Source organism: Gemmata sp. SH-PL17, assembly GCF_001610855.1.
In the GTDB taxonomy this organism is placed as follows: Bacteria; Planctomycetota; Planctomycetia; order Gemmatales; family Gemmataceae; genus Gemmata; species Gemmata massiliana.
Genome location: NZ_CP011271.1, coordinates 1,386,564 through 1,407,428 on the forward strand (window position 1 = coordinate 1,386,564; position 20,865 = coordinate 1,407,428).

Genomic DNA, 20,865 nt, shown 5'->3' on the forward strand with positions numbered 1-20,865 from the left:
GCACACCTTGTACTCGGACGTGCGCCCGTTTCAGGCGAGGCGCCGCGGGTATCGGCGCGAACTTTTCTCCGGTCTGTGTCTCATCTCTGGGGGGCAACCCAATTTGCCGACGCGGGCAACGAAGTAAATCACAGCACCCGATTCTTCGTTCGCCCCGAGGCTCGTTTCTCTCACTGTACCTTCGAGGTGCGTTACCATGCCCGTTGCGCCGCCGGACCCTGCCAACTTACAAACCGAACAAGACGTTCCCCATCCGGTGTTGTTGAACACCTGGAAGCACCACGCGGGTTGGATTCGCGAGCGGATCGCCGCCGCGGTGCGGAGCGGGAGTGCAGGAGTTGCGGCGCTGCCCGCGGAGATGGCGGTGGTCGGTTCGCGCCTCATGGACCTGTACGTCGGAATGCTGAAACCGGCGACGATTGCCGAAGCCGTTATCACCGACCTGAATGCGCGCGGCTTGTTCGAGTTCGATCCGCTCGCGAAGTGGCTGGCGGAACAGGGAGCTTACGCGCTCACCGAACTCCCCGACCGCTCGACGTGGACGATCCGACTCGGCCCGGCCGACGGGCGCTATTTGCACCTGCACCCCGGCCGGTGGGCGCGGCACACGATGCGCGTTCAGGCCAACACGCTGCGGTCCGCGGTCATGGCCCACGCGCTCGCGCGGCTCACCGGGCGCGCGGCGAACGAGCTGGAGGTCGTGAACGAGGCGCGCAAGCAGTACCTCGGAATGCTACCCGTCCTCGAACTCACGGGCACCGGGGGACTCGGTGCGGTCATCGCGGCGCTTCAAGCGCCCGCGTGAGTGGCGAAAGCACGATGGATAGCGAGCGCAACGCGACTGACGCCCAGTTGTTTTTACGCAGTTTAGCGACTGGTATTCCAATTTTGATGTGGTATCTTCATTCGCGTTGCGCTCATTACTCGGCTCAGTCGGTGCCCATGTCGTCTGCCGTTCTGCCCTCGGTTCGATTCGTGTGGTGGAACGTGCATAACTTCGCGCACTTCGACACGAGCCGCGCTGGTGATGTCGGTTGTTCCCCGATTACGAATCGTCTGCGGGAAGCGCAATGAATGCAATTGCATCCTGCGCCGTACCACCGACAACTCCTTACTAACTAACTAGCATTATCATTAGCAAAAAATCATGCTAGCGAATCTGCACGGCCCGACCCGCTTTCCCCGCAAGCGGGCGGTCCTATGGGCACTTCTGCTCACAGTCGTTGCTGGTGCTGCGATCGGGGTCTGCCACTTTTTCTCACCGCCTTGGCGTGTGCAAGTGGACGTGACTCATATCCCCCCCGGCACCGCGTTCCTCAGCGTGGCTGCGGAATCTGGTGGGGCCGTCCTCAATATGGACTGGTCACCGGCCAACGAACTCTCGATCCCCTTCACAATGCACCCCGCGACGTGTACCTGGAGTTACCAACGGCCCAATAATCCGAATGTAAACTGGGATGCGTATGTCCGCTGGCAACCGGGCACGCGGTACGGGATTGTAACGCGGAAAACGGACGGGACATGGTGGGTACATTGGTTTGAGGCCGACGCCGTTCCGCTCAAGGGTAGGTGGTGGCTCGGAGGTGGGCGCGCCTCCTTTGATCTCACCGCAGGGCAAATGGTCCCGCTGTCAGGAGAGTTAGTAGCTGCGCTCGGGTTGGATAAGGTTGTGGGCCTTGACTAACCTCGCGCCGACTAATGCCTCAGTTGCGGTAATGATCGCACCCGGCACGCATACAACCAAGTGGCTGAATTATGCCGACGCTTGAAGAACTCCTGCGCGCTTCCTTGAAAGGCGCGAATGTAAAGTTCGATCAGGCCAACAGCGATTTGCATGCCACCGTAGTCGAAGCAGCTAAGGCGGTCGAAGCGGTGACAGGAGGAAAGGCGACTTTGCGGCTGTTTCCAATTGCGAAAGATGACACCGCGACAGGGTACGACCTCTGTGTTGTTACAGTGGGGCAGCAATTCCGAAAACTGACGAGCTTCACGGTAACTGGAGCCGGCTATCCGATCGCCCGACATGCTAGTCCTGAGCAGACGGCGGAGCAGCACATCAAGTCTTCAGAGGAACTGTCCAGTTATTTCCGGAAATTAGCGTCAGATCCGGATTCATCTCTTGTTGCCTACCTCGCTTACATTGTCCGTAATTTTCTCGAAGAGGAATAATCCGTACCCGCGCTCGCAGAACCTACGCAATGATGTCCTTCACCACGTTGCCGTACACGTCCGTCAGGCGCTCGTGGCGGCCCTGGTGGAAGTAGGTCAGTTGCTCGTGGTCGAGGCCCATCAGGTGCAAGATGGTCGCGTGCAGGTCGTGGATGTGGACCTTCTTCTCGACCGCCTCGAAGCCGAGATCATCGGTCGCGCCGTAAGCCGTGCCGCCTTTCACGCCACCGCCCGCGAGCCACATCGAGAACCCGTAGGGGTTGTGGTTGCGCCCCGGCTCGTTCTTCCCCTCGCTGAACGGCATCCGCCCGAATTCGCCGCCCCACACGATCAGCGTTTGATCGAGCATGCCGCGCGCCTGGAGGTCCGCCAGTAGCGCCGCGATCGGTTGGTCGACCTCGGCCGCGTGCTTGCCGTGGTTCGACTCGATGCCCGCGTGCGCGTCCCAGGTGTCTTCGAGGTGCCCGCCGCCGCTGTAGAGTTGCACGAACCGGACGCCGCGCTCCACCAAGCGCCGCGCAATGAGGCAGTTCCGCCCGAACTCGTCGGTGGGCTTCTGACCCACACCGTACATCTCCAGCGTTTTCGCCGATTCCTTCGTGAGATCGACCGCGTCCGGGGCCGCGGACTGCATCCGGAAGGCCAACTCGTAGCTCGCGGCGCGGGCGGCCAGTTCGCGCCCGCCCGGGCGCGCGTCCATGTGCTGCTGGTTCAGTTGTGCGAGCAGGTCGAGTTGCTCTTTCTGCACGTCCTTCGTGAGATGGGCGGGGCCGCGCAGGTCGAGAATGGGATCACCCGAGGGCCGGAACAGCGTGCCCGAGTACGCGGCCGAAATGAACCCGCTCGACCAGTTCGGCTGGCCGCTAATCGGCCCGCCGCGCTTGTCCATCAGCACCACGTAGCCGGGTAAGTCCTGGTTCGCGGTGCCGAGCCCGTACACCGCCCAGCTCCCGAGCGATGGGCGACCGATGAACGTCTTACCCGTGTTCATCATCACCAGCGCCGAGCCGTGCGCGTGGCTGTCCGTGTGGCACGACCGGATCACCGCGAGCTTGTCCGCGTGCTCGCGCACTTTGGGGAAGTAATCCGAGACGGGCAGCCCGCTCTTGCCGCCCGGCCGGAACTTGCGGAACGCGGGCGTCAGGTACCCGATCTTCCGCCCGCCGGAGTTGATGAATTTCTTGTCCTTCGGGATCTCCTTGCCCGCGTACTTCTCCAGTTCCGGCTTCGGGTCGAAGGTATCGACCTGCGACGGTCCGCCATTCATCATGAGGAAGATGCAGCTCTTCACCTTCGTGGGGAAGTGCGGCTTCTTTGGCGCGAGGGGCGAACCGGCGCTGGCCGGCGCATCCGACGCACGCGACTCGGACGCGAGCATCCCCGCGAGCGCGACTCCGGCGAACCCGCCGCCCATTTCCCAAATGAGTTCGCGCCGGGTCAGACCACAGGGGAAGAGGTTGGACATATCTGTCTCCAGGGGCGAGTGAGACACCCGCACAAGCTCATTCGTGTGTGTCGCAAGATATTTCGTTACGCTTCAACGCGGGCTGCCGGTGGGCGCCCGAGCTTCGCAGCGCGAATCAATCAACGTACATAAACTCGTTGGTATTCAGCAACACGTGGCACAGTGAGGCGAGCGCGTCGAGATCCGGCGTTGGACGGTTCGCGAACGTCTTCGTCTGCTTCTCTAAGTGCGCGAGCGCGGCGGCGACCTCCGCGTCACGTGGATCGCGCCCGAGGGCGCTGCGCCAGGCGTGAACGACCTGCTCCTTGCGCTCCTTCTTGGTGCCGATCCGTTTCGCGAGCGCGACACTTTGTTCGTGAACGAACGGGTTGTTGAGCAGCGCGAGCGACTGCGTGGGCACGGTCGTCACGTCGCGCTGACAGCTCGGGAGCGTGGTGTCCGGGAGGTCGAACGTGGTGAGGAGTGGTGGGAGCAATCCGCGCTTGGCGAAGATGTACACGCTGCGCCGTCCTTGTTCCACCGCGGGCGAAGCCTTCCATGCGTTGTCTTTCATGGATAGCCCTTCGAGCGCGTCCGGAGGAATTTCGGGCGCGAAGCTCGGCCCGCCGATCTTGTCCAACTTCAGGTTGCCGCCCGCGCAGAGCAGCGTGTCGCGGAGAGCTTCCGCATCGAGCCGTCGGCGCTCCGCGTGCCACCAGAATTTGTTACCCGCGTCGCGGCGCGCGTACTCGTCCTGCTTCGGGTGAACCGAGGACTGGCGGTAAGTTTCCGAGAGCAGAATGAGCCGGTGGAGGCGCTTGAGGGACCAAGAACCTAACCCCCCGTCCCCCTTCGTCGCCGTGCTCGCCGGTCCTGTCAGCGGAGCTTCTCGCGGACCGGCGCCGAAGGAAGGGGGGGCAGAACCATCACTGGTTTTAAGCCCCTCTCCGTTTAGGGGAGGGGTTGGGGAGGGGGTCAAGACCGGACCACTAGCCGAATTTAACCGTTCCCCCGAAGGAAGAACTGATGGGTTCACCAGTTCGCTCGCGAGCCAATCGAGCAGTTCGGGGTGCGTCGGCTTGTCACCGGTGAAGCCGAAGTTGTCCGGCGTGCGCACCAGCCCCTGCCCGAAGTGGTACTGCCACACGCGGTTCACCCAGACGCGCGCGGTGAGCGGGTTTTGGGGGTCGGTGATCCACTGTGCGAGTTGGAGCCGACGGGTTGTTGTCTTCGCGCTTGCGGGGGGAGTGGCAAACGGCTTGTCGAGTGCAGAAATCATCGACAGGTGTCCCGGTTCGACAACCGCGCCGGGGCGGTTCGGGTCGCCCTTCTTCAGGAGCTTGATCGGCGGAACCTCTTTACCGCGGTCGGTCCAGCCGAACACGCCGGCGTGCCCGAGGGCTTTGGCGTCCGGTCCGCCGAGGTGCTCGCGCGGTCCCGGCTCAATGAACCCCGCCCAAAATGCACCCGCCATGCGGTAATAGTCGGTCTGGCGGATCGCATCGAACTTGTGGTCGTGGCACCGGGCACATTTCACCGTCATCCCGAGGAACGCGGTGCTTGTCGCGCCCACCATGTCCTCGAGCCGGTCGTACTTGTACTCGTTCGGGTCGTTCGGCTCGTCGTTCCACGTGCCGAGCCGGATGAAGCCGGTCGCGACAGTGGTGCTCGCGTTCGCGCCCGGCAACTCGTCCCCCGCGAGTTGTTCCAGTACGAAACGGTCGTAAGGCACGTCGGAATTGAACGCCTTGATAACCCAGTCGCGGTACTTCCACACGTCCGGCTTCACCTGGTCGCGTTCATACCCACAGGTCTCCGCAAAGCGCGCGACGTCGAGCCAGTACCGGCCCCAGCGCTCGCCGTAGTGTTCGCTCGCGAGCAACTTGTCGATCAGTTTCTCGTATGCGTTCGGCGATTTGTCGTTGGCGAACGCCTCGACCTCTTCGTAAGTCGGCGGAAGTCCGAGCAGGTCGAAATACACGCGGCGCACGAGCGCGCGCCGATCCGCGGGCGGGGCAAGTGACATCCCGTTGTCACGGAGTTTCGTGCGGACGAAGCGGTCGATGGGGTTGGGGGCGTCCGCGACATCGGGAACCTTCGGGCGCGTGACGGGTTGAAGGCTCCACCAGTCGCGTCCGGCGCGAGTTGCTGTGGTCGCGGCGAACGGGTCGATGGGGTCCGTCCCCCACTTCGCGCCGCTCGCGATCCACTCCTTCAGCACGGCTTTTTCGCGCGCGGAGAGTGGTTTCTTGGGCGGCATCTCGTCGGACGCGACCCGCTTCCACAACTCGCTCTCGTCCGGCTTGCCCGGGGTGATGGACCCGCTCTTACCGAGCACTGCGTCTTTACGAGTGAGGTCCAAGCCGCCCTTCGGATCAGCACCGGAGTGGCAATCGAGGCACCGCGCGCCCAGAACCGCGACCACATCTTTATCGAAGTCGGGCGCGGCGGCAGAACTCGTGGCGGGAACGAGGAGGGCAGACGAGATAATGGCGAGCAGCCGCATGAGGTCGGCACCGGGAGAGTGACGGACGCTCGTGATACCCCGGTTCGGTTTCCCGACCGGCGATCAAGCATCCCATCGTGGGTGGCGTGAGCCAACAGACTAAATGGTGCGCCGACTTTTGTAAAGTATTTTTAGTAAATCAATTTTAGAAACTCGAAACTCTGCTAGAGTGGCCCAGTGCTGCTGCCGTTTCTCGGGCGATTCGGATGACGTGTGAGGTACCCGGTAACCCCTTCGCGCGAGGTACTTATCGAACGGCTACCCCTGAAAGAGTTGCACGGCAATGCGTGGCACACTCTCGCGCTCGTTCGCCTCGTACACAGTAACCACATTGTCGTGATTGACCTGCGCGGCAGCCCGGGCCTCGCGCAGGAACCCCTCCCGAGCGGACGAATTCGCAGCGAACCGTGGGAGCACACTCGCACGAGTCTATAAGAGCCACCCGTCACACGCCCGCGTTTTCTTCGAGCTTACCCAAGCGCCAGGCGCGGCGCTCGCTCCAGCGCCAGAAGAGTTGAGCCGCGACCATCAGAGCGACCGTCGTCGCGAGGAGTGTGAGCGCGAGTTCCGCATTCGACCAATTTGAGAGCGGCCCGCGGAGCTTCTCGGGCACTTCGCCCATCAGGGCACGGCGCATCCCTTCGAGCCAGTACGTCGTCGGTAAGCTCAGGCTCACCCACTGGACCCACGCCATACTTCCCTGGAACACCGAGAGCGGGAACACCACGCCGCTCAGCAGGTACACCAGCCCCGCGATCCCTTCGCTCAGGAACATTCCGTTCCGCGACATATTCAGACACGCTGCGGCGAGCAGCATCCCGCACGCCCAGAGCATCATCGCACCGATGACCAGGTACACGAGCAACCACGGCACGTCGACGGTGACCGAATCTCGCACCTGCGCGAACAGGATCAGCCCCGTGGTGAGGCTCAGCATACCGCCCACGATGCCTTCCAGCGCACGCGACGCCCCGCGCCCGAGGAAGTACGTCTGGAACTGCGCCGGGCTGATGTAGACGTACTTCAGCATGCGGTAGTGTTCACGGTCGCGCACCACGGCGTAACTCAGTCCGAACATCACCGTACCGACCAAGCCGTAACACGCATTGGAAACGTACATGTACGGCAAGAACTGCGGCGAAATGCGGGCACGCCCGATGCCGACGGCGGCTTGGTCCGCGGCGAAGAACATGCCCACGAGCATGAGCGACCCGCACACGGGCTTCACGAACATGTAGACCGCGAACAGCAGCGGGCTGGTCCAGTTCGTTTCGAGCTGCCAGCCGAGCCACGCGGAGAGCCGAAGTGTGCGGAGGTGTGCGAGCATAGAGGCATGATACGGGCGCGAAGGGCGCAAAAAGAAGACCTCAAGCCAAGCCACGGATGAACACAGAAAACACGGATCAGAGGATAGAGGACAGAAGACAAAAACGCGCGAGAGGTTTATAGCCCCGTGAGGGGCGTGGGCGTGTAGCCAGGGGTGGAGCGGAGTGCAACCCCTGGCGGACTCCCTCCAATCCCGGTGAAGGCGCGTAGCCAGGGGTGGAGCGGAGTGCAACCCCTGGCAGGCTCCGTCCAATCCCGGTGAGTTTGCCTTTTGGCACGGCAAGTTCGCCAGGGGTTGCGCCGCGCTCCACCCCTGGCTACACGCCTTCGCCCCTCACGGGGCTGAAACGCATCTGCCTTCTGTCTGATCCGCATTATCTGCGTGATCCGCGGCTCTTTTACATCACGCTCCTACTTGATCTCGCCGGAGTGCCCCTTGATCTCGCCGACAGCTTCGGCACGGCCGCCGAGGTGTTTGGCGAGGAACTGCTCCGTGATTGCGAAGAAGTGCAGCCGGTTCTCCGGGCGCTGGAACCCGTGGCCCTCGTCCGGGTACAACACGTATTCCACCGGCTTACCGTTCTTCCGCATCGCGTCGACGATCTGATCGCTCTCGGCCACCTTCACACGCGGGTCGTTCTTCCCCTGGCCGATCAGAAGCGGTTTGGTGATGTAGTTCACCTTCGCGAGCGGCGAGCGCTCCTTCAGGAACGCTTCTTCCTTCTCCAAGTCACCGACGCGCTTGGCGAACAGAGCCTTCGCCGGTGCCCAGTACGGTGGGACCGTCTTCAGCAGCGTGACGATGTTGCTGGGGCCGACGATGTCCACCCCGCACGCGAACTCGTCGGGCGTGAACGTGAGGCCGACGAGCGTCGCGTAGCCGCCGTAGCTGCCGCCCATGATCGCGACCTTCTTCGGGTCCGCGACGCCCTGCTTGACGATCCACTCCTTCGCGTCGATCAAGTCCTGGTGCATCTTCCCGGCCCATTCCCGGTTGCCGGCGTTCAGGAACTTCTTACCGTAGCCGGTGCTCCCGCGGAAGTTCACCTGAAGGACCGCGTAGCCGCGGTTCGCGAGGAACTGCGTCAGCGGGCTGAAGCCCCACGAGTCGCGTGCCCACGGGCCGCCGTGAACGAGGAGCACCGTCGGCAGATCCTTCGCTTCGACGCCGAGCGGCTTCGTCAGGTAGCCGTGAACGACCAGCCCGTCCTTCGCCTTGTACTGGATCGGCTCCATCTGCGCGAGTTTCGTGTTCTCCAGTTTCGAGTTGTTGAAGAACAGGAAGTCGGCCTTCTTCGTGTCGCGGTGGTAGAGGTAGTACGACACCGGGCCGTCGTCGGTGACGTAGGCGACGACCCACAGCGTGTCGTCCGTGGTCTTACTCGTCACGCTGAAGTCGCCGCGCCGGACCTTCGCGAGCGCGGCGAAATCGTCCTTCACGCTGTCGTCGAGCACCTTCCACTCGGTCCGAGCCTTCGCGAACGACACCGCGAGCGGGATGCGCTTCTTGTCGTCAATCATCGCGCCGCCGATGTCGTACTCTTTGTCTTCCGCGATCACCTCTTCCTTGCTGGTTGCGAGGTCGAACTTGGTGAGCCGGAGCGTGTCCGTGCTGTCGTTACCGATGACGTAGAGCGTGTTCGCGTCCGCGCCGAACCCGGCCGCCTGCCCCTGCTCCTCGTTCGTCCACTTCTTGATCGTCTTCCACTCCGCGCCGGGCTTCTCGCGCACCATCAGGTCGTAGCCACCGGTCTCCGAGTTGACGGCAGTCGCGGCACGAATGACGAAGTCCTTGTCCGTGGTCCAGCCCACCACGAGGCCGGGGTTCTCGGTGTCGATCTTCTCTTCGCCGGTCGAAATGGTGACGCGGTGCATGTCGAACGCGGCCTTGTTCCGCTTGTTCATGCCCACGAGGAGCGTGTCCGGGTGCTTCTCGTCGAGTTCGACGCCCTGCACGCGGACGCCCGTAAACGGCGTGAGGTCGCGCGTCTTCCCGGTGTCGAATTCCGCCGCGAACAGGTGGAAGTTCTCGTCCCCGCCCGCGTCCTGGAGGTACAGCAGGTGTTTGCCGTCGTGCGCCCAGAAGTACTGGCGGATGCCGCGCTTCTCGTCGCTGGTCACCTTCTTGTCGTTCGCTTTGCCGGCCGGCAGTGCAGTGGTGCGCACCCACACCTGGAGCACGTTCTTCTCGTCCGGGGCGAGGTACGCGATGTGCTTCCCGTCCGGGGAGATTTGCGGACCGGCCTTGTCCGGGTTGCCGAACAACACGTCGCGCGGGATGAGCGGCGGCGCCTCGGCCGAGGCGACTAGGGGCGTCATGGCGAACACTCCCGCAAAGAATGCGAAGCGGAACATGCGTTTCTCCAGAGTTGAGGAACGACGACGGGGCGATTGTAGACAAAAGCCGGTCTCCCGCCTCCGGCCCGTAACTCGAGTGGGGCCGCAGACGGGAGTCGAGTGAGGTGCTATTCGGCGAACCGGCCCGCATATTGCGGCCGTTTTTTCTTTGCAGAACTATGGGAGCAATTCTCGTAACGATTTGTGTTGTTAAGGAGTCGGCGTTTTGCTCGTGGCACAGGCCTCTGGCCTGTGCGAGCGCCTCCACAGGCCGGAGGCCTGTGCCACCAAACCACAAATCATCGGACCGCCAGTTCCGCGCCCTACAAAACCGACAGTTCGCTCCCCGCGACGCGGTCGGCGACGAGCATCTCGCCCTCGCTGTCCAGGTACCACTCCTCCGTGGCCCGCGCGCGGAGACGCAGGAACATGTCGTCACCCACTTGCATCGAGTGACCCGGCGCGAACGACTTACCGGACGAGCGCAGGTACGCGAGCGCGTTGTTGAACAGGTCGAATATGAAGCGCGCCATCTCGTGGTTGTCCGCGCGCAGCGCGAGGTCCGGCAGCCCGAACCGGTGGCACCCGTAGGTGCGCATCCAGACCCCCGGTTGCCCGTCCACTTCGAGCTTCACGAACCCGCAATAAATGAGCAGTAGCGGCAGCCCGCGCAGGGCCGCGAGCATGTTCCCGCCGTCCTCTTCGTGCGGGGTCAGCACGGGTGCGGGGATCGCGGTCCGGGCGGTTTCGTTCAACGTGAACACCGCGCCGTGCATCGTGAGCGAGCCCGCAACGGCGGCCAGCGCGACGTACTGTTCGAGCGGGTTCTGATCGTACCCGTTGTAGTACAGCATCACGTGCGCTTGGTTGCGGTACGCGATCTCCTTGTACTGCGGGTCGAAGTGGGCGGGTTGCACGCACCCCCTCACGATATCCTCGGGCATCGGGTTCGCGAACCCGACCAACTTAATCACGTGTGCCCCCCACGCGACCAGCCCCATGAGTACCGGTTCGAGCGGGGTCGGTTTCGCGGCCGGTGGAACCTGGTAGATCTCGACCGTGGCGTCCGCGAGGTCCGGGTGGTACTCGCGCACGGTGACCGCCAGTTTGTCCGCGGGCAGATCGAGCGGGATATCGAAGAGGCACTGCAACCCGACGGGATCGGTCAAACGCGGGTTCGCGACCGCCGGTCCGCCGATCCGCGGTACCCCTTTTCCGAAGAACCGGTCCAACAAATCGTCAGCCATCGCGCACATCACTCCGGTTTCTGATTGCGTGGCCGCGGCCCCGCCGTAGTATCATACACGTCTCCCGCTCCCCACCCACGCACTCGCTCGTTTCGTGAAAGGAACGGTCATGTTGGACCGCGGAAATCTCTCCCGCCGGGGGTTCATGAACCGCTCGGTCGCGGCCCTGATGCTCGCCGGGCTGCCCGAGTGGTACGCCCGCGACCGGTTCGGGGCTGCCGCCCGAGCCGCCGAGGACGTCAAGCCGACCGGCGCCAACGGCAAACTGAACATCGGCGTCATCGGGGTCGGCCCGAACCCGCGCCGGTCCAACGGCCTGTACAGCGAAGCCAAGAAGTTCAGGGACCGGGTGAACTTCACCGCCGTGTGCGACGTCGATGGGCGCCACGTCGGGCACGCGGTCACGCAGTACAAGCGCGACGGGTTCGACGTCCACGGGTTCACCGACTTCCGCGACCTCATAAACAACAAGAACGTGGACGCGGTCATCGTCGCCACGCCGGACCACTGGCACGCGATCATCGCCATCGCCGCGATGAAGGCCGGCAAGGACGTGTACTGCGAGAAGCCGCTCACGCTCACGATCGAAGAAGCCCTCGCGATGAAGAAGGCGACGGCCGAAACGAAGCGCGTGCTCCAGACCGGGAGCCAGCAGCGGTGCGAGATGCAGGGCCGGTTCCGCCTCGCGACCGAACTGGTCCGCGCCGGGCGCATCGGGAAGGTCGAGGGCATCGAGTGCCGGGTCGGGAGTAACCCGCGGAGCGGGGCGATCAAAGAAGTCGAGGCGCCGAAGGAACTGGACTGGGACATGTGGCTCGGGCCGGCGCCGAAGGTGCCGTACCGGTGGGCCGAGAACACCGAGAAGCGCGGCGAGGACTTCACCAACTGCCACTACCAGTTCCGCTGGTGGTACGAGTACAGCGGCGGGAAGATGACCGACTGGGGCGCGCACCACATCGACATCGCCCAGTGGATGCTCGACATGGACGGCAGCGGGCCGGCCTCGGTGCAAATGAACGAGTGCGCCAAGTCGTACTCGAAGGGCGACGGGTACAACTGCCACGAAACGTTCAAGGTGACGCACACCTACACGAACGGCGCAACAGTAGAAGTGAGCCACGGCGCCGGGTCGGTCGCCAAGGGGCTCGTGGACGCCAAGGGCGCGAAGTGGAAGGACCGAGCCGGCAAGGAACAGGACGGGGTGAACGGCGGCCAAAACGGGCTGTTGGTCAAGGGCGACAAAGGGACGCTGTTCGTCAGCCGCGAGCACCTGCTCGCGAGCGACAAGGACGTCTTCGCGCCGCTCAAAGACTCCGAGAAGCCGAAGCTCTACAGCTCGACCCCGACGAACCACATGGGCAACTTCCTCGACTGCGTGCGCTCGCGGGAAACCCCGATTTGCGGCGTGGAAGTCGGCGCCGGCTCGGTGATCGTCTGCCACCTCGGGACAATCGCGCTGCGGCTGGGCAAGAGCAAGCCGCTGACGTGGAACCCGAAGACGAACACCTTCGGCGACGAAGACGCCAACAAGATGATCGCACGCGAGCGCCGCGGCGGGTGGAAGATCAGCTAACCCCGGGGCGCGGTCAGACGAACCGATTGCTGTGTTGAATCAATGCGTTGCTTATTGTTTGTGGCACAGGCCTCTGGCCTGTGGAATCGCTCACACAGGCCAGAGGCCTGTGCCACAAACAATAAAGCAAGCTTCCAACACAGCAAGCACCCCTCATACCGTACCCGGCTCCACGCAGCAGATTGCAAACGTGCAACATGCGAGGTGCCGGGTCGGTTCATTTCCGCCTTCCCTTGCGACTGATCGGGGACGGATTTGTTTTTTGGTTTGGTGGTACAGGCCTCTGGCCTGTGGAATCACCCATACAGGCCAGAGGCCTGTACCACGAACAGAAAATGCGATCAACACAGTGCCGTTGTGGGGAGCATAACCCGAGCGTAGCCACAGAAAACAGACGCTTCACACGATCCGGTGTCACCCAATCATGAACCCCACTCAGCGCAAGATCGTTTCGGAGCGCGCGGCGGAGCCGGTCGGCGCGTACCCGCACGCGCGGCAAGTCGGCAACCTGCTGTTCCTGTCCGGGATCGGGCCGCGGAAGCGCGGGAGCACGGCGATTCCCGGTGTTAAGATGGACGAAGCGGGCGCCGTACTCGACTACGACATCGTCGAGGAAGCGCAGTCGGTGTTCCGCAACATCCGGTTCATCCTCGAAGACGCCGGGAGTGCGTGGGAGAACATCGTCGACGTGACGGTGTTCCTCACATCGATTGAACGCGACTTCAAGCGATTCAACGAAATCTATCGTGAGCACTTCGGCAGCATCGAGCCGTGCCGCACGACGGTCGAGGTCAACCGGTTACCGACGCCCATTCACGTCGAACTCAAGGTCATCGCCACCATCGGCTAATTCGCGGGAGAGTGTGACATGCTCCGCACGCCGCTCAACTTCAAAGCCTGGATCGACGAGCACCGCCACCTCTTTAAACCGCCGGTCGGCAACAAGATGGTGTGGGAAGACGCGGACTCCATCGTCATGGTGGTCGGGTCGAACACGCGAAAGGATTTCCACGTCAACGAGGGCGAAGAGTTCTTCTACCAGGTCGAGGGCGACATCGTTCTGAAGGTGCAGGATGAGGGAAAGATCGTGGACATCCCGATCCGCGAGGGGGACATCTTCCTGCTACCGGCGCGCGTGCCACACTCCCCGCGCCGGCCCGATGGCACGATCGGCCTCGTGATCGAGAAGAAGCGCGAAGCGGACCAGATGGACGGCTTCCAGTGGTACTGCGAGGGGTGCGGCGCCAAGTTGCACGAGGAGTTCACCCACATCACGAACATCGTCACGCAGCTCCCGCCGATCTTCGCCCGGTTCTACGGCGACGAAGCTAGGCGCGTCTGCAAGGTCTGCGGAGAACGGTTCACGGACCCGAAGAAGGCCGGCGCGTGATGCTCACCGTCGATATCCACACGCACATTTTGCCGCAACACTTGCCGCGCTGGGCCGACCGATTCGGCTACGGCGGGTTCGTGGAACTCGCGCACCAGGGCCCCGGCTGCGCGCACATGATGGTCGACGGCAAGTTCTTCCGCGAAATCGAGATGAACTGCTGGAGCGCGGAGAAGCGCATCGAAGAGTGCGAGGCGTGCGGCGTCCGCGTGCAGGTGCTCTCCACCGTGCCCGTCATGTTCGGCTACTGGGCCAAACCCGAACACGGGTACGAGGTCGCGCGGTTCCTCAACGACGACGTCGCAGAGACGGTGCGGAAGTACCCGAAGCGCTTCATCGGCCTGGGTACCCTACCACTTCAAGCCCCGGACCTTGCGGTGCGCGAGTTGGACCGCTGCGTCCACGAACTCGGCTTCCGCGGGGTACAGATCGGCTCGAACGTCAACCAGACGAACCTGAACGCGGCCGAACTCTTTCTCATCTTCCAGCGCGCGGAAGAACTCGGGGCCGCGGTGTTCGTTCACCCCTGGGAGATGTTCGGCAAGAACGAGTTGAACCAATACTGGATGCCGTGGTTGGTGGGGATGCCGGCCGAAACGACGCGGGCGATCGTGTCACTGATCTTCGGTGGCGTCCTGGAACGGCTCCCGAAGCTGCGGATCGCGTTCGCACACGGCGGCGGGTCGTTCCCCACAACCATCGGGCGCATCGAACAGGGGTTCCGCTGCCGCCCGGACCTGTGCGCGATTCACAACCCGGTCAACCCGCGCGAGTACCTGAGCCGCATCGTGGTTGATGCGCTCGTACACGACACACGCTGCCTGCAATACCTGATCGACGTCATGGGTTCGGAGCGCGTCGCGCTCGGCACAGACTACCCGTTCCCGCTGGGCGAAACGGAGCCGGGATCGCTCATCCGCTCCATGAAGCTCCCGCGCGACATCGAAGAGAATCTGCTGTTTCGCACCGCGTGCGCATGGTTGGGAGTGAAGCCGGAGCAGTTCGAGTAAATTGAGTCATGAGGTGCCCTCATGCCGTTCGCGCAGGTCACCATCGGAGAGCGCGTCTACCCCCTCACCAAGTGGGTCGACATCTCCATTCCGCTCGATCCGCACGGCGCGCAACCGAACGCTTATGGAGTCCCACCTGCAACCGCGCGTCCGTACTCCGGCGACGGCTTCGTACTCGATACGCGACGGGGCGGATCGTGTAACTGCGACGTAATCGAACTGACACCGCACTGCAACGGCACGCACACCGAGAGCGTCGGGCACCTCACGACGGAACGCTTCCCGCTCTCGAAGGTTACGCTGCCGTTGTTTCTGCCGTGCGCGCTGATTTCGGTGCCCCCCGAGGGGCGCGAGATCCGCGCCGATGCGATCGAGCGCGCGATAGGAAGGGCTCCGACCGAGTTCCGAAACGCGCTCGTCGTTCGCACGCTCCCGAACGATCCGAACAAAATTACGCGCAAGTGGGAGGACGGGACCACTCCATACTTCGGACCCGACGCAATGGCCGCGATCCGCGCGCACGGTGTGCAGCACCTGCTCGTCGACCTACCGTCGCTCGATCCGTTGATAGATGGGGGCCACCTGACCGCGCACCGGATATTCTGGAGCATGTCGACCGGTTCAAAAGAATTACCCGATGCGCGTGCGCGTCAGCGCACGGTCACCGAGATGATCTTCGTGCCCGATCGGGTGCCGGACGGTCGTTACGCGCTCGTGCTCCAGGTGCCGCCGCTGGTTTCGGACGCGGCTCCGTCTCGCCCACTCCTCTTCGATCTGGATGGCGCGGTATGACGATCGCCGAACTGCGCGCACAAGCCGACGAACTCGACCGGATCGACGCGCTCGCGCCCTTCCGCGCGCAATTCTGCGTTCCGCGCCACACGGACGGATCAGAAACAACGTACCTGTGCGGTAACTCGCTCGGCCTCGCGCCGAGGGGCGCCCGCGCGTCCGTCGAACAGGAATTGCTCGCGTGGGAAGCGCTCGGCGTCGAGGGGCACTTCAAGCCCGAGCGCCCCTGGGTGTCGTTCCACGAGTTGTTCGCCCGGCACCTCGCGAAGATCGTGGGCGCGGCCCCGCACGAAGTGGTCGCGATGAACACGCTGACGGTGAACCTTCACCTGATGCTCACGAGCTTCTACCGCCCGGAGCCGGCGCGCTACAAAGTCCTCGTCGGGCACGCGGCGTTCCCCTCGGACCGCTACGCGCTGGCGTCGCAGATCGCCCTGCGCGGGTTTGCCCCAGCCAATGCTTTCGTCACTGCTGCACCGCGTGCGGGCGAGCACACGCTGCACACCCAAGACGTCGTCGCACTCATCGAGCAGCACGCGAGCGAACTGGCACTCGTGCTCATGGACGGCGTGAACTACTACACCGGCGAGCGCGTCGACATCACCGCAATCACGGAAGTCGCGCACCGGTACGGGATCACCGCGGGGTTCGACCTCGCGCACGCGGCCGGCAACGTGCCGCTCGCGCTCCACGACTGGGACGCCGATTTCGCCGTGTGGTGCCACTACAAGTACCTCAACGGCGGTCCCGGGTGCGTGGCCGGGTGCTTCGTTCACGAGCGCCACGGTTTCGCACGCGACCCACTGCCGCGCATGGCGGGTTGGTGGGGGCACGACAAGCACAGCCGCTTTCAAATGGGGCCGGAGTTCGAGCCGATCCCAGGGGCAGAGGGCTGGCAGCTCAGCAACCCGCCGCTGTTCTCGCTCGCCGCGCTGCTACCGTCGCTCGAACTGTTCGCGGACGCCGGAATGGACCGCCTCCGCGCCAAGAGCGAGGCGCTCACGGGCTTCCTCGACCGCGCGCTCCGCAGTCTGTTCCCCGAATGGATCGAGATCATCACGCCCGCCGCTCCCACTCACAGAGGGTGTCAGCTCTCCGTGCGCGTGAAGCGCGATGCGAAGAAGGCGTTCGCCGCGCTCGGCGCGAACGGCGTGATCTGCGACTGGCGCGAACCGGACGTGATCCGCCTCGCGCCGGTCCCGCTGTACAACCGGTTCGCGGATGTCGTGCGGTGCGCGGAGGTGCTGTCCGCGATTCACGCGGGTTCGGATGCCCCATAAGGGCACCCGGGGTTGAAACCCCGGGCTATTCCCGGTGGCCCCGTTGGGGCCGCGAAGACTCCCCGGTTTATAGTTTTTGGACCCCGAATGGGGTCACCGGGAATAGCCCGGGGTTTCAACCCCGGGTTCTTGTGGCTCACGCCACCCAACAGCGGAACCTCCCATGCGTGAAGTCACTCTGGTCGGCGGCGGGTTGTCCGGCGCGCTGCTCGCGCTGATGTTGGCCCGGCGAGGGGTGAAGGTCACCGTCTACGAGCGGCGCGCGGACGTGCGCGCCGAGCAGATCGAGGAGGGGCGCTCGATCAACCTCGCGCTCTCGGTACGCGGGATTCACGCCCTTAACCGCGTGGGGCTCGACACCGAGGTGCTGGCGCGGGCGATCCCGATGCGCGGCCGGTACATCCACCCCGTAACCGGCTCGTGTTCGCTCATCCCCTACGGGCGCACGGCCGACGAAGTCATTCACTCCGTCGGCCGTCGCGGGCTGAACGTGCAACTACTCGATGCCCTCGCGCGCGAGAAGAACGCCACCGTACACTTCCAACACCGCTGCACCAACTACAACCTCCGCACGCAAACACCGACCGTCCGCGACGAGTCCTCCGGGCGCGAGTTCGGGGTCGAAGCTCCCGTCGTGATCGGTACCGACGGTGCGGCGTCCGCGGTACGACTCGCGCTGATGCAAAGCACGCGCATGAATTACGCCCAGGAGTATTTGGACCACGGCTATAAGGAACTGACGATCCCGCCCGCGCCCGACGGCACGTTCCGGATGGAGCCGAACGCACTGCACATCTGGCCGCGCGGCGGGTACATGATGATCGCGCTGCCGAATCTCGATCGCTCGTTCACCTGCACGCTGTTCTTGCCGCACCGCGGGGAACCCGGGTTCGACCAGTTCTCAACGCCCGACGCCGTAACGTCGTTCTTCACGCGCACGTTCCCGGACGCGGTCCCGCTCATCGCCGACCTCCCGGGCGAGTTCTTCCGCAACCCGACCGGCGGACTCGTGACCGTGCGCTGTTCGCAGTGGTACTCCGAGGGCCGTGTGCTCCTGCTCGGCGACGCGGCGCACGCGATCGTCCCGTTCTTCGGTCAGGGAATGAACTGCGCGTTTGAAGATTGCGAAGTGCTGGCGGACCTGTTCGACGAACACGGCGAGAACTGGGACGAGGTGTTCCCGCGGTTCTTCGCGTCGCGGAAGCCGAACACGGACGCGATTGCGCAACTGGCGCTGGACAACTTCATCGAGATGCGCGACACGTCTGCCGATCCGCACTTCGCGTTGAAGCGGCAACTCGAACACAAGCTCGAAGAGCGCTACCCGGGTCAGTTCGTCTCGAAGTACGGGATGGTCTCGTTCCACCGCACCCCGTACCGCGACGCCCTCGAACGCGGCCGCGTACAGGATCGAATCCTGATGGACGTGTGCGCGCGGGCGAACGCCCTCGCCGAAATCGACATCGCCGCCGCATTCGCGCGCCTCCGTGCGGGGGCCTAACACTTTAACGGGCAATTTGAAGCGATCAAGTTGCCGTATTGGAGGTGCGCGTTTCTGTTGGTGGCACAGGACTCTGGCCTGTGCCACCAATGCAAGAATACACATCGAGACGCACATATTTCAGGCTTTTGGCATTTTTCAGTGGCACCAGTTGCCCCTTGTCGGACCCGTTTCGGGTGTCAGTTCTGAAATGCACGACCCTTCAGCAGGCCTAGCTGAAAAAAGGACTCACGATCCAGTTTGTTGTCTTCAGTCTTACTTGATTCGCATGCAATCGTTTTGATATTTTATTAATTATTATAATAATAATATTGTTTGTGCTAATTGCTGTGTATTGTTTGAGTAGTCGGCCCCACCGCTGGCGCCCTAAGCAGCCAGCCGTAGTTCGTTGTCACCATTGGCTTGGAGTCGCCGCCGGTACGTCTCGAAGTCGTCCTCGACGGCTTTGCGGAGGGCGGCCCGGGTGGTAAAGCTGCGGGTCGGCATCTCGTGGTGCTTGACCTGCTTGAATACTGGCTCGATGCGGTTCAACTCCGGGCTGTAGGGCGGCAGGTAGTACAGGTAGATACCGAGCTTCGCCAACCCGGGCCGAGCGGCCTTAACCACCCTGCCCGTGTGGATACCGGCGTCGTCCAGAACCATCACACGCGGCACGTCTGCCGTCGGCAAACGGTTCCGCAAGTACGCGAGCAGGTCGTCCGACGTCAGCGCCCGCTCGAACGGCACCGCGTCCAGGCACCGGGCCTGTGGCTCGCACGTGGCCAGGGCGTTCACCCGCCGCCCCTGCGGGTACTCGTACTTGACCCGCTTGCGTTGCTTCGGAGGGACCACGAGTGCCCGGTCGGCAACGGCTGGCTGAACCCGCTCTCGTCCAGGTAGAACAGCCTACCGGCCCGCCTCAACTTTTTTTCAACGAGTCGAAGGTGCGACGCGCCCGCTCGACCTTGTTCGGGTCTTGCTTGTGCCCGACGGTCTGGGCGGTCCGCCCACCTATGCCTGTGGGCGTTCACGATGACCGGGGCGTGGGAGTGGAACCGATCCGGTGATGCGCTGGTGGCCCACCGACTCGCGTCACCGTGGGATGACCAGGAGCGCCGCTCCAGCCACACGGACAAGCACCGGGCGCGGCAGCGGGAATTGCTGGCCGAGGAAATTAATGCGGTTGTGGTGATCGCAAAAGACGTCGCGGAACTCCGTGAACTCGCCGAACGACTACTCAACCTCGCCATATAAAACCTACAAGATCGCGGAAAGTACAGTTTTCTCTCAACAGCGCACTTTTCCGCCCCTCGCAATAACTTTCGCGGGAACTGTGCTTCTTCGCCGATACACTGCTGCAGTTTCGGTTCTGCCTGGACTATACTCAACATGCGCCTGCGCCCACGAACATCAGACCGAGTACCGCGATGAGCGAAGCGACCAAACCGGCCCCGGCCGAGGCCACCGAACAACTCATCGACGCCGTTCAGCGGCTCTCCTCCGCGCGCACCACCGCGGAAATCACAAACATCGTCAAGGTCGCGGCCCGGCGCGTGACCGGCGCGGACGGGGCGTGCTTCGTTCTTCGCGACGACGAGAAGTGCTACTACGTGGACGAGGACGCTATCGCGCCGCTCTGGAAGGGTAAGCGGTTCCCGATGGATGCCTGTATCAGCGGTTGGGTCATGCGGAACCGCCAGCCCGCACTCATCCCCGATATCTACCTCGACGACCGCATTCCCCACGACGCCTACCGCGTTACGTTCGTCAAGAGCTTGGCCGTGGTCCCGATTCGATCACTCGGCCCGGTCGGGGCGATCGGAGTGTACTGGGCACAAACGGCGTGTCCGACTCCGACCGAAGTTCGGTGGCTCCAGTCCCTGGCCGATTCGACCGCTCTCGCACTGGAATACGTCCGGTCCCAAACCGAGACGAACAAAGCTCGGGGCATGGAAACCCTGCTCCGCGGCGAAAACACGCGGTTGCGCGACGCAGCCCAGCGCCCCACAACCGGCGGACTCGTGCGCATGTGTTTCCTCACCAAGCGGTTCGAGGTGAACGGTCAGTGGGTGCCGGTGGAAGCATTACTCGAACAGTCGTTCGGGCTACACGTGACTCACGGTCTCAGTCCCGAGGGCATCGCACAACTGGCGCTCGACCGCAACAGTCGCGCCCCCGCCGACGACACGCAGCACGACAACGAACCCGCAGCTAGCGAAACGGCAACTCCCAACCCCGATAGAGTTTGCGCTGCTCCAGTTTGTGCCGAGTAATCTTCGGCTACCCATTTTGCCGATAGTACCGGTTGGGC

At 63.5% G+C, this 20,865-nt stretch carries 16 protein-coding genes and 1 pseudogene; 11 read left to right on the forward strand and 6 right to left on the reverse strand.

Translation table 11 applies throughout. From position 1 onward, the window contains the following. Nucleotides 1-196 precede the first annotated feature (196 nt). Both VT84_RS05690 and VT84_RS05695 read left to right on the forward strand, forming a co-directional pair. Nucleotides 197-805, forward strand: a complete 609-nt coding sequence (locus VT84_RS05690) for a hypothetical protein (protein WP_082838807.1) — start codon at nucleotides 197-199, stop codon at nucleotides 803-805. A gap of 950 nt (nucleotides 806-1,755) precedes the next feature. Further along, complete coding sequence (locus VT84_RS05695; protein WP_052560688.1) at nucleotides 1,756-2,169, forward strand: hypothetical protein; 414 nt, start codon at nucleotides 1,756-1,758, stop codon at nucleotides 2,167-2,169. 22 nt (nucleotides 2,170-2,191) lie between these two features. Here VT84_RS05695 and VT84_RS05700 read toward each other — a convergent pair whose 3' ends face one another. From VT84_RS05700 to VT84_RS05720, 5 genes are all read right to left on the reverse strand, one after another. Continuing rightward, on the reverse strand, nucleotides 2,192-3,634 hold the full coding sequence (locus VT84_RS05700; RefSeq protein WP_082838808.1) for a DUF1501 domain-containing protein: 1,443 nt from the start codon (nucleotides 3,632-3,634) through the stop codon (nucleotides 2,192-2,194). Between the two features lie 115 nt (nucleotides 3,635-3,749). Beyond that, entirely contained in the window at nucleotides 3,750-6,119 is a 2,370-nt protein-coding gene (locus tag VT84_RS40535) for a PSD1 and planctomycete cytochrome C domain-containing protein (RefSeq protein ID WP_082838809.1), read from the reverse strand. 445 nt (nucleotides 6,120-6,564) lie between these two features. After that, nucleotides 6,565-7,446 carry an ABC transporter permease gene (locus VT84_RS05710; protein WP_082838810.1) on the reverse strand — a complete coding sequence of 294 codons (882 nt, stop codon included), beginning with the start codon at nucleotides 7,444-7,446 and terminating at the stop codon, nucleotides 6,565-6,567. 410 nt (nucleotides 7,447-7,856) lie between these two features. Beyond that, on the reverse strand, nucleotides 7,857-9,800 hold the full coding sequence (locus tag VT84_RS05715) for an alpha/beta hydrolase family protein (RefSeq protein ID WP_082838811.1): 1,944 nt from the start codon (nucleotides 9,798-9,800) through the stop codon (nucleotides 7,857-7,859). A gap of 305 nt (nucleotides 9,801-10,105) precedes the next feature. After that, a complete protein-coding gene (locus VT84_RS05720; RefSeq protein ID WP_162271603.1) occupies nucleotides 10,106-11,029 on the reverse strand; it encodes a DUF4261 domain-containing protein in 924 nt (307 codons plus the stop codon). A 145-nt stretch (nucleotides 11,030-11,174) separates the two neighbouring features. Here VT84_RS05720 and VT84_RS05725 point away from each other — a divergent pair, with 145 nt between their 5' ends. The 7 genes from VT84_RS05725 to VT84_RS05755 all read left to right on the forward strand — a co-directional run bounded on the left by VT84_RS05725 (nucleotide 11,175) and on the right by VT84_RS05755 (nucleotide 18,575). After that, nucleotides 11,175-12,602 (forward strand): Gfo/Idh/MocA family protein, encoded by a 1,428-nt coding sequence (locus VT84_RS05725; protein ID WP_239465701.1) that lies wholly within the window; start codon nucleotides 11,175-11,177, stop codon nucleotides 12,600-12,602. Nucleotides 12,603-13,026: 424 nt separating this feature from the next. Further along, nucleotides 13,027-13,452 carry a RidA family protein gene (locus tag VT84_RS05730; protein WP_082838814.1) on the forward strand — a complete coding sequence of 142 codons (426 nt, stop codon included), beginning with the start codon at nucleotides 13,027-13,029 and terminating at the stop codon, nucleotides 13,450-13,452. An 18-nt stretch (nucleotides 13,453-13,470) separates the two neighbouring features. After that, nucleotides 13,471-13,992, forward strand: a complete 522-nt coding sequence (locus VT84_RS05735) for a 3-hydroxyanthranilate 3,4-dioxygenase (protein WP_082838815.1) — start codon at nucleotides 13,471-13,473, stop codon at nucleotides 13,990-13,992. After that, entirely contained in the window at nucleotides 13,992-15,002 is a 1,011-nt protein-coding gene (locus VT84_RS05740) for an amidohydrolase family protein (protein WP_082838816.1), read from the forward strand. The genes VT84_RS05735 and VT84_RS05740 overlap by 1 nt, the downstream gene beginning before the upstream one ends. A gap of 21 nt (nucleotides 15,003-15,023) precedes the next feature. Continuing rightward, nucleotides 15,024-15,794, forward strand: coding sequence for a cyclase family protein (locus VT84_RS05745; RefSeq protein WP_052560698.1), 771 nt, complete (start codon nucleotides 15,024-15,026; stop codon nucleotides 15,792-15,794). Then, a complete protein-coding gene (gene kynU / locus VT84_RS05750; RefSeq protein WP_082838817.1) occupies nucleotides 15,791-17,074 on the forward strand; it encodes a kynureninase in 1,284 nt (427 codons plus the stop codon). Before VT84_RS05745 ends, kynU begins: the two co-directional genes overlap by 4 nt. Nucleotides 17,075-17,237: 163 nt before the next feature. Next, nucleotides 17,238-18,575, forward strand: coding sequence for an FAD-dependent oxidoreductase (locus tag VT84_RS05755; protein WP_082838818.1), 1,338 nt, complete (start codon nucleotides 17,238-17,240; stop codon nucleotides 18,573-18,575). A 366-nt stretch (nucleotides 18,576-18,941) separates the two neighbouring features. Here the strand turns inward: VT84_RS05755 and VT84_RS05760 are convergent. Then, a pseudogene (locus VT84_RS05760) lies at nucleotides 18,942-19,421 on the reverse strand (transposase); the annotation flags it as partial. A 165-nt stretch (nucleotides 19,422-19,586) separates the two neighbouring features. Here VT84_RS05760 and VT84_RS05765 point away from each other — a divergent pair. Both VT84_RS05765 and VT84_RS05770 read left to right on the forward strand, forming a co-directional pair. After that, nucleotides 19,587-19,808 (forward strand): hypothetical protein, encoded by a 222-nt coding sequence (locus VT84_RS05765; RefSeq protein WP_082838820.1) that lies wholly within the window; start codon nucleotides 19,587-19,589, stop codon nucleotides 19,806-19,808. Nucleotides 19,809-19,981: 173 nt separating this feature from the next. Next, nucleotides 19,982-20,827: a GAF domain-containing protein gene (locus VT84_RS05770; protein ID WP_082838821.1), complete on the forward strand. Its 846-nt coding sequence runs from the start codon at nucleotides 19,982-19,984 to the stop codon at nucleotides 20,825-20,827. Nucleotides 20,828-20,865: the final 38 nt, after the last annotated feature.